Annotated in this window: 9 protein-coding genes; 6 read left to right on the top strand and 3 right to left on the bottom strand. The window is 68.6% G+C overall.

The genetic code is table 11. The features are described 5' to 3' along the window. Positions 1-692: 692 nt before the first annotated feature. Positions 693-1,460, top strand: a complete 768-nt coding sequence (locus Q0Q23_RS19315; protein ID WP_295128188.1) for a flavin reductase family protein — start codon at positions 693-695, stop codon at positions 1,458-1,460. 363 nt (positions 1,461-1,823) lie between these two features. Then, on the top strand, positions 1,824-2,270 hold the full coding sequence (locus tag Q0Q23_RS19310) for an SRPBCC family protein (RefSeq protein WP_295128185.1): 447 nt from the start codon (positions 1,824-1,826) through the stop codon (positions 2,268-2,270). A gap of 50 nt (positions 2,271-2,320) precedes the next feature. Here Q0Q23_RS19310 and Q0Q23_RS19305 read toward each other — a convergent pair whose 3' ends face one another. After that, positions 2,321-3,001: a metalloregulator ArsR/SmtB family transcription factor gene (locus Q0Q23_RS19305; RefSeq protein WP_295128182.1), complete on the bottom strand. Its 681-nt coding sequence runs from the start codon at positions 2,999-3,001 to the stop codon at positions 2,321-2,323. A gap of 97 nt (positions 3,002-3,098) precedes the next feature. Between Q0Q23_RS19305 and folE the strand changes: the two genes are divergently transcribed. The 4 genes from folE to Q0Q23_RS19285 all read left to right on the top strand — a co-directional run bounded on the left by folE (position 3,099) and on the right by Q0Q23_RS19285 (position 6,566). Beyond that, positions 3,099-3,761: a GTP cyclohydrolase I gene (folE, locus tag Q0Q23_RS19300; RefSeq protein ID WP_295128179.1), complete on the top strand. Its 663-nt coding sequence runs from the start codon at positions 3,099-3,101 to the stop codon at positions 3,759-3,761. Beyond that, the gene (locus tag Q0Q23_RS19295; protein WP_295128176.1) at positions 3,758-5,032 is read left to right on the top strand and encodes an NAD(P)/FAD-dependent oxidoreductase; all 1,275 of its coding nucleotides are present in this window, start codon (positions 3,758-3,760) and stop codon (positions 5,030-5,032) included. The genes folE and Q0Q23_RS19295 overlap by 4 nt, the downstream gene beginning before the upstream one ends. Next, positions 5,029-6,117: a transaldolase gene (gene tal, locus Q0Q23_RS19290; RefSeq protein ID WP_295128173.1), complete on the top strand. Its 1,089-nt coding sequence runs from the start codon at positions 5,029-5,031 to the stop codon at positions 6,115-6,117. The genes Q0Q23_RS19295 and tal overlap by 4 nt, the downstream gene beginning before the upstream one ends. 140 nt (positions 6,118-6,257) lie before the next feature. Next, entirely contained in the window at positions 6,258-6,566 is a 309-nt protein-coding gene (locus Q0Q23_RS19285; RefSeq protein WP_295128170.1) for a hypothetical protein, read from the top strand. 189 nt (positions 6,567-6,755) lie between these two features. On the opposite strand, the gene Q0Q23_RS19280 is transcribed toward Q0Q23_RS19285, so the two are convergent. Both Q0Q23_RS19280 and Q0Q23_RS19275 read right to left on the bottom strand, forming a co-directional pair. Beyond that, positions 6,756-7,337, bottom strand: coding sequence for a carboxymuconolactone decarboxylase family protein (locus Q0Q23_RS19280; protein WP_295128167.1), 582 nt, complete (start codon positions 7,335-7,337; stop codon positions 6,756-6,758). Beyond that, on the bottom strand, positions 7,324-7,650 hold the full coding sequence (locus tag Q0Q23_RS19275; protein WP_295128164.1) for a hypothetical protein: 327 nt from the start codon (positions 7,648-7,650) through the stop codon (positions 7,324-7,326). The genes Q0Q23_RS19280 and Q0Q23_RS19275 overlap by 14 nt, the downstream gene beginning before the upstream one ends. Between the last annotated feature and the right edge of the window lie 211 nt (positions 7,651-7,861).

Genomic DNA, 7,861 nt, shown 5'->3' with positions numbered 1-7,861 from the left:
CAACCGACGACAACACTCCCCTCGTTCGTCGCTGCTCTCCGAGTGATCGGCCGGCAATCGCTAGAGACCCTCCGAACGGGGATGGCGCTAGCCGGCCGCTCACGCGAACCCAACACGCTCATCGACGGCAGACCCATGCCAACGACGTCGACCGGTTTTCTCGCCGCACCAAGAACCAGAACCTCACCGACGGCGACGACGGTTCGCTCGCCCTCATGTCGGAGGCGAACGACCCACCGACCCTCAAGAGCTCGCGAACTGGCTGCCCGCACCCACCGACGACTTCTCCGTCTACCTCCGCGCGGATTGACCGGGCGAGCGGATCCTCAACGGGGACTGGGCACCGCCTGCGTCCAACTCGCCTGGAACTTCAGCAATCGTTCTTCGCTAAGCCCTCGCCCTGGTGCGGTGCCGAGACAGCTCACGATTGGTTCGCACACTAACGAAGCGACTCCGACGCACAAGACGATTGAGGAGGGTCGAACTCTATCCGCCATCCTTCTGCTGTTTCGATGTTCCGCCATCCTGCGCGCACATGGTCCGCGGTGTCGCCTCGTATAATCGGTGCGGCGCCGATACTTGCGACTTCGCAACTGAAGGGCGCGATGAACGAGCAGGGGACGCACGCATGAGCCTCACCGGTTATCTGGCAATCGGGCACTCCGCCCACGTTCCCAAACGTGAGGTGCGGGATGGGCGGTGACCTGCGGCCCCGGCATCGGGTGGTGCGGCCGCCCATCCTCTACGCCGGCACGCCGGTCGTGCTGCTCGCCTCACTCAACGACAACGGCAGCGCGAACCTCGCGCCGGCGTCCTCGTACTGGGCACTCGGTCAGATGCTCGCGCTGGGGCTGGAGACCGACGGGCACACACTCTCCAATCTGGAGGCGAGGCCGCAACTCACGGTCAACTTTCCGTCACCTCCGCACTGGCGCGCGGTGGAGCGCATCGCCGACCTCACCGGCCGGGAGGAGATCCCGGCCACCAAGGCGGCCCGCTACGCATACCGCGCGGACAAATTCGCGGCCGCAGGGCTCACGGCGCAGCCGTCCGAGATCGTCTCGCCGCCGCGCGTCGCCGAGTGCCTGCTCCAGCTGGAGGCCGAGGTGCGGCGCATCACGCCCGGCGTCACCGAGGACTACGCGATCGCGGAGGCGGAGGTCGTGCGTGTGCACGCCGATCCGCGCATCATCGTCGACGGCGACCATATCGACCCGTTGGCCTGGGAGCCGATCGTGTACAGCTTCCGGCACTACTTCGCGATCGGTGCTGCACTCGGTCCCCGCGAAGGAGTGGGCGCGGCGGTCGCGCCACCCGAGCAGAGGGGCCGAGAGACCGAGGCGCCGTGGGAGGACGGCGGTGACGCCGCCTGCTGGCTCGCCTCGGTGTGTCCGGAGTGCGGTGCGCTCCGCGACGGCCCGGGCCCGTGCTCGCGCTGCGGCGCCGAACCGCCTGTCTGACAGCGGCACACGCCTCCACGTACCCGCCTTTTCGTGCGCGTACGCACCGGAGGCTAATTACGATGTCGCAACTAAGGAGGGCCGCGACCAGTCGTCCGCAGGTGGTCCCCGAACGCGTCGATGCGGTCGCCCCACACGTCATCGATCCGGGACGAGTCCCCGCCGGACGTCATCGTTCGCTGAACCATGACCGCCACTGTCGGCTCGCGCGGCCGCCGCCGCAAGGGGGGCGCAACTCAACTCGCTAACCGGTCACGAATCCCGAGTCTGCGCGGAGCGACTCGACGCTCGAGGCGTTCGGAAATAGAGCTTGAACTGAAACGCGCGAAAATCGGATCGCCGGGACAACCAAAGGAGACTCGCATGCCTAGCGCTGAGAACACAGTCACGATCGAACGGTCCCCGATGGACGTGTACACGTTTCTCGCAGACGGTACGAACAATCCCCGCTGGCGATCCGGGGTTCGCAAAATTGAGCTCCGTAGCGGCAATGCCGGGGAAGTGGACGCGGTCTACGCTCAAACGCTCACCGGGCCAGGCGGCCGCGCCATCGCCGGTGACTACCGGATCACCGCAGCCGTGCCGGGTCGCGAGTTGCGATTCGTCGTCATCGCGGGCCCTGCCAGGCCGGAAGGCGCCTACGTCCTGTCTCCCGATGGAGACGGCACGCGTGTCCGCTTCTCGCTCTCCCTCACACCGACCGGTCTTATGAGGCTGATGAGCGGCGCTATCCAGAAGACGATGAACGTGGAAGTCGCTCAGCTGACGCAGCTGAAGGCCGTCCTCGAGGGCCCCCACCAACCCGGATAGGCCAACGCTGAAGACGTCCCACGCTCCCCGCCTCGCGGCCGAGCGCTGGATCAGCCGCCGGACCTGGTCGCAAGGCCGTCCGCGGCCGCACGTCCGACGCGCACGCAGCAGCCGCCCTCCAGCGGCTCCAACCAGGTGTCGCGCGGATCGCTCGCGCCGGCGCTGAGCGCCGCCACGTACGCCACGTTGGCCGAGCAGATCACGTCGGTGTGGCGGCTCGACAGCCGATGGAACGGGCAGTTGGCGAGCACGAACCCGCCCGCGTCGTCGTCGACCGGCTCATAGCCGAGGTCGCCGAGCGTGTCGGCGAGCGGCCGGGTCGTGTCACTGTGGTCCGCGCCCCGCTCGTCTGCCACGGTCAAAAGGCACTCGCGCACGGGTCGTCCGGTGCGGTCGGAGAGCTCGACGGCGCTTGCGAGGAGCTCGCCGGCCAGGGCGTAGCGGCGCGGAGGAACGGCCGCGGCGAACTCGTCGCGCGCGAGAGTGTAGAACTTCGCCGGGCGGCCCGACCCCGGGCCGCGCTTGTCTCCACGGTGCCGGAACTCCGCTGCCAGCACACCGGAGTCCACCAGTCTCTCCAGGTGGAAGGCCACGGTGGCCCGCGGCAGCCCCACTCGCTCGGCGAGCTCGTCACGTCCCAGTGGCTCTGCCGCGGCCTCCAGGAGGCGCACCAGTTCGCGGCGCACCGGGTCGGCAAGCGCCGCGACCGCGGTCAGATCGTCACTGGTCATGCGCCCATCCTAACTCTAAAAAAGTATTTCTTGACAAAAGAAGCGTCGGGGGCGACTCTTGGCCCAGAGGCTTCCCGAAGCCCACGAGGAGGACACGATGTCGCTGACGACAGAGTCCCACCAGGAGGACCCACCGCTCCACCCGGTCCACGATCCGCTGCCCGGCCCCTGGACAGCGGCCGTGGACCGGCCGCGCGCCGAGGCGGCGATCGCCGACCTCCTGAATGCCCTCGGCCGCGACACCCGAGACCCGCAGCTGGCCGACACGCCGAGGCGGGTGGCGGCTGCGTTCGCCGAACTGCTGGACGCTCCCCCGTTGCGCAGCACCACCTTTCCGAACGACGAGGAGTACGACGACTTGGTGCTGGTGCGCGGCATCCCGTTCACCTCGTTGTGCGCCCACCACCTGCTGCCGTTCCGCGGTGTGGCCCACGTGGGCTATCTGCCGGGCGACAGGCTGCTCGGCCTGTCGAAGCTCGCTCGCGCAGTCGAGCATTTCTCGCGCGACCTCCAGCTGCAGGAGCGCCTGACCGCCCAGGTCGCCGACTGGCTCGACACCGAGCTGGAGCCGCGCGGCGTTGGCGTCGTGCTGGAGGCCGAGCACCTCTGCATGGCGATCCGCGGCGTGCGCGCCCCGGGAGCCGTGACCCGCACATCCCGGTTCACGGGCGAGCTTGCACAGACGGGCGGGCGGCGCTTTGCCGAAGCCTCCTCCTTCGACGCATCCTCGCCCTTCGACGAGTGGGGGGCCGAGCGATGAGCGCGCCGAAGGAAGTCGCGATCATTGGCGCCTCGCTGGCCGGGGCGACCGCGGCGACCACTCTGCGGGAGGCCGGGTACGACGGGACCATCCGGCTCTTCGGCGCGGAGAGCAACCTGCCCTACATCCGGCCGCCGCTCTCCAAGGGCTATCTCGCCGGGACCGAGGAGCGCGCCTCCCTCTACGTGCACGACGAGGCCTGGTATCGCGACTACGACATCGACCTCCACCTGGGCACGCGCATCGCCCGCCTCGACCCGACCGCGGGGACGGTGACCGGCTCGGACGGCGCGGCGCACCGCTTCGACCGCGCGTTGCTGGCGACAGGATCGACGCCGCGGCGGTTACCCATCCGCGGCACGGATTTCGAGGGCGTGCTCTCGCTGCGCACCCTCGACGACAGCGACCGGTTGCGCGAGATCATCGCGGGCGGCGGCCGGGAGGTCGTGCTGATCGGCTCCGGCTGGATCGGAATGGAGGTGGCGGCCAGCGCACGGGCGCTTGGCAACGCGGTCACCATCCTCGAACGCGACCCGGTGCCGCTGGCGGCCGCGCTCGGCGACGAACTGGGCGCGTACTTCGCCGACGTTCACGCGGCGCATGGTGTGCGGATCCGGACCCGCATCGAAGTCGACTCCATCGCCGGTGAGGGCGGGCACGCCACCGGCGTGGGCCTGGCGGACTACGAGGTCGTGCCGGCGGACGTGGTGATCGTCGGCGTCGGCGCGGTGCCCGTCATCGACCTGGCCGAGCACGCGGGTCTCGCGGTCGGCAACGGCGTGCTCACCGATTCGTCGCTGCGCACGAGCGCCCCGAACGTGTGGGCCGCCGGCGACATCGCGTTCGCCGTCCACCCTCTGATCGGTGCACGGCTGCGCAGCGAGCACTGGGCCAATGCGATCGATGGCGGCACGACCGCCGCCCGGGCGCTTCTCGGCGAACGCATCGAGCACGACGCTGTCCCGTATTTCTTCACCGACCAGTTCGACATCGGCATGGAGTATGCCGGCTTTGGTCCCCTCACCTCGGGGGCCGAGGTCGTCTATCGCGGCGACCCGTCATCCGGCTCTTTCGTGGCGTTCTGGCTGCGCGACGACCGCGTGGTCGCCGGGATGAACGTGAACGTCTGGGACGTCAACGACGACATCAAGACCCTCGTCGCCTCGCGCGCTCGGGTAGCACGGGCGAGCCTCCGCGATCCCGATGTCCCGCTCCTTGACCTCCTCGACACCAACGAGGCCTCTGCTCCCGGGAGGAGGGCCGCATCGTGACCGCGACCTCCGACCTCCGCGACGCCGGAGTCAGCATCTGGCTCGACGACCTCTCCCGCGCGGACATCCTCTCCGGGCGCCTCACCCAGCTGATCGCCGAACGCGATGTGACCGGCATCACCACCAACCCGACCATCTTCGCGACCGCCGTCGAGAAGGATCCGGCCGCATATGCGTCGCAGCTCGCCGACCTCAAGCAGGCCGGCACCGCGCCCCGCGAGGCAGCACTCGCGATCGTCACGACGGACGTGCGCGCGGCCTGCGACGTTCTCCTCCCGGTCCACGAGCGTTCGGGCGGCGGCGACGGGTTCGTTTCGATCGAGGTGACTCCGGAAGCCGCCCACGACGCCCAGGCGACCCTCGTCGAGGTACGCCGGCTGCGCGAGCTGGTCGACCGGCCTAACCTGCTGGTGAAGATCCCGTCGACGGACGCGGGCGTCCGCGCCCTCGAGGACGCCACAGCGGAAGGCTCCTCCATCAACATGACGCTGCTGTTCGGGCTCGACCGCTACCGGCAGGTGCGGGAGGCCTACCGGGCCGGAATCGCCCGGGCCGTCGCGGCGGGGATCGACCCCGCGGGCATGCGGTCGGTCGCGTCGTTCTTCGTCTCGCGGGTCGACGTTGCGGTCGATCGGCGGCTCGACGCGATCGGCGGACGGGCCGCGGCCGGCCTCCGGAGCCTCGCCGCGGTCGCCAACGCACGGCTGGCGTACGCCGCGTACGAGGAGTCGCTAACGCTCCCCGACTGGCACACGCTGTCCGCGCACGGCGCCCATCCGCAACGGCCGCTCTGGGCCTCCACCGGCGTGAAGGACCCCGCGATGCGTGACACGCGCTACCTGGAGGAGCTCGTCGCACCCGACGTCGTCGACACGGTGCCGTCCGCGACGCTGGAGGCGCTGCACGACCACGGGCGCATCCGCCCTGACACCATCCGCGGCAGCTACGCGGCGTCGCGCGAGACAATCGATGAACTGGCTCGTATCGGAGTGTCGCTCGACGAGGTCACGTCGGAACTCGAACGCGCCGGAATCGACGCGTTCGGGGAGTCCTGGGGACGGCTGGTCGCAGCGATTCGGGGCTGAACCCCGGCCGCCGCGCGCTCACCGCTCCCTGCCGGTGACCTTCTCACCGGCGTATGACGCCGAGGGCGGGACTCACCGGTGTCGAGGGTGTCTGATAGTTGATACGGCCAGGCTGTGCTGGGAGCGCGGAGAATTGCGCCATGAGGATCGAAGTGCTTCATATCGACGAGTGTGAGAACTGGGAGCGCGCCGGCGATCGAGTTCGCGAGGCGCTCGACCGACTCGGCGATCGATCCACGGCGGTCGGTTACCGACGGCTTCAGACTTCGGAGGAGGCTGCGTCGGTCGCGTTCGCTGGCTCGCCGACCATCACGGTAGATGGTGAAGATCTCTTTCCAAACGGAGCGCAGACCACTGAACTGGCCTGTCGAATCTACTTCACGCCGAACGGTGTCGCCGGACTCCCGACGGTCGATCAACTCGTGGAAGCGATCTCCGCACATGGATGACGCATTGGTCGTGTGTTCGTGCTGCGGACGCGACCTGCCAAGAAGCAAGGTTCATGCGCTCGAAGACGGCAAGGCACTGATCTGCAGACGTTGCGGCCCCTGGGTCGCCCTCTGGTGGCGCGGCGATCGAATGACACGGTAGCCGTGACACGACGCACGTGACCCAGAGGCGGGCCGACCGTCGAACGGTCAGGAGTATCCGCGCCGCAGGAGCATCGTGGCGGACTTGGCGAAGTCTTCCTCGGTAGGGATCTCGAAGTCGAGGGCGTTCGCGTATCGGCTGATGATGTTGAACAGCGAGGCCACGGCGGCGGCGTCCGTGAGGTCTGCGGTGCTGACTCCGGCCGCGAGCGCGTCGCGTGCGTCTTGGGAAGTCGTGCCTGCGGGGTCGCGGGTCAGTTTCTCGATGAAGGCGAGGGATGCGGCGAGCCGTGGCGATATCGGCGCGGTCCGGTAGTTATCGATGACGGCGGCGACGGTGGCGCGGCCGAATCCGTGTACGGCGATCGCTCCGTGCGCCCCCACACAGAAGGGGCACCGATTCCAGGACGCGACTGCAGCCGCCATGAGTTCGCGTTCGCTCACGCTCCAGCCGCTGGGCCCCCGCATGGTGCGTTGGGTCCACTCGCCCAGAGTGGGGCCGGCGAAGTCCTGGTCGTAGAACGCCACCCGGGCCGCGTCCGGCAAACGAATTCCCGACACTCGGGAGATCATTCCGATTAAAGCCCGGTGGCGCAGCGTGTCACCACGGTCGATCTCAGGAAGTCGCATCGCCGGCCTCTCGGATCGCGTTGACCGCGACCTCCCAGCGCTCCAATCCCGCGCCGATCGCCGACGCGAGGACGAGCTCGAACGCTTCCTTCTCGGATCCCACAGAACGACGAACCGCATCGACCTGACCGTCCGTGACGCGGGAGGACTCGTCCCGCACCTGTACGATCAACGCCGAATACGGGACCGGTGCATTCGCGCCGTCGCCATCCAAGGCGAGCACACGCAACTCCCGCCGCAAGTGGCCGCTCTCGAGCACCCGAGCGCGCAGCGCGGCGGCGAGATCCTGATGCGAACGGACTTCCCGCGCCATGCCGCGACTCTACGCCGATTGTCTCCCGAACCACCCGATGCGATCGGGGCCGCAACACGAATCGCACGAAGGGCGGCGATTGGATTGGTGACGCTGGACGGCGAAGGACTGAGGCGAGAGAAGAAGGTTGAGACAAGAAGGGAAGAGACGAAGGTGATCTGATCTTCCCCCGGTTCCTCGGACAGTTTGCTGTGTCGTTTCAGGCAGCCAG

It is taken from the genome of uncultured Leifsonia sp. (genome assembly GCF_945957465.1).
In the GTDB taxonomy this organism is placed as follows: Bacteria; Actinomycetota; Actinomycetes; order Actinomycetales; family Microbacteriaceae; genus Leifsonia.
The sequence above is the reverse complement of the archived record's forward strand: the minus strand, read 5'-3'. Positions and strand labels throughout refer to the sequence as shown.

What these genes read in the sequence shown, in the direction of transcription:
- Q0Q23_RS19310 (WP_295128185.1), top strand. Translation starts at nt 1,824, where the DNA reads ATGCCTAGCGCTGAGAACACAGTCACGATCGAACGGTCCCCGATGGAC.
- Q0Q23_RS19305 (WP_295128182.1), bottom strand. Translation starts at nt 3,001, where the DNA reads ATGACCAGTGACGATCTGACCGCGGTCGCGGCGCTTGCCGACCCGGTG.
- Q0Q23_RS19295 (WP_295128176.1), top strand. Translation starts at nt 3,758, where the DNA reads ATGAGCGCGCCGAAGGAAGTCGCGATCATTGGCGCCTCGCTGGCCGGG.
- Q0Q23_RS19275 (WP_295128164.1), bottom strand. Translation starts at nt 7,650, where the DNA reads ATGGCGCGGGAAGTCCGTTCGCATCAGGATCTCGCCGCCGCGCTGCGC.
- folE (WP_295128179.1), top strand. Translation starts at nt 3,099, where the DNA reads ATGTCGCTGACGACAGAGTCCCACCAGGAGGACCCACCGCTCCACCCG.
- Q0Q23_RS19285 (WP_295128170.1), top strand. Translation starts at nt 6,258, where the DNA reads ATGAGGATCGAAGTGCTTCATATCGACGAGTGTGAGAACTGGGAGCGC.
- Q0Q23_RS19315 (WP_295128188.1), top strand. Translation starts at nt 693, where the DNA reads ATGGGCGGTGACCTGCGGCCCCGGCATCGGGTGGTGCGGCCGCCCATC.
- Q0Q23_RS19280 (WP_295128167.1), bottom strand. Translation starts at nt 7,337, where the DNA reads ATGCGACTTCCTGAGATCGACCGTGGTGACACGCTGCGCCACCGGGCT.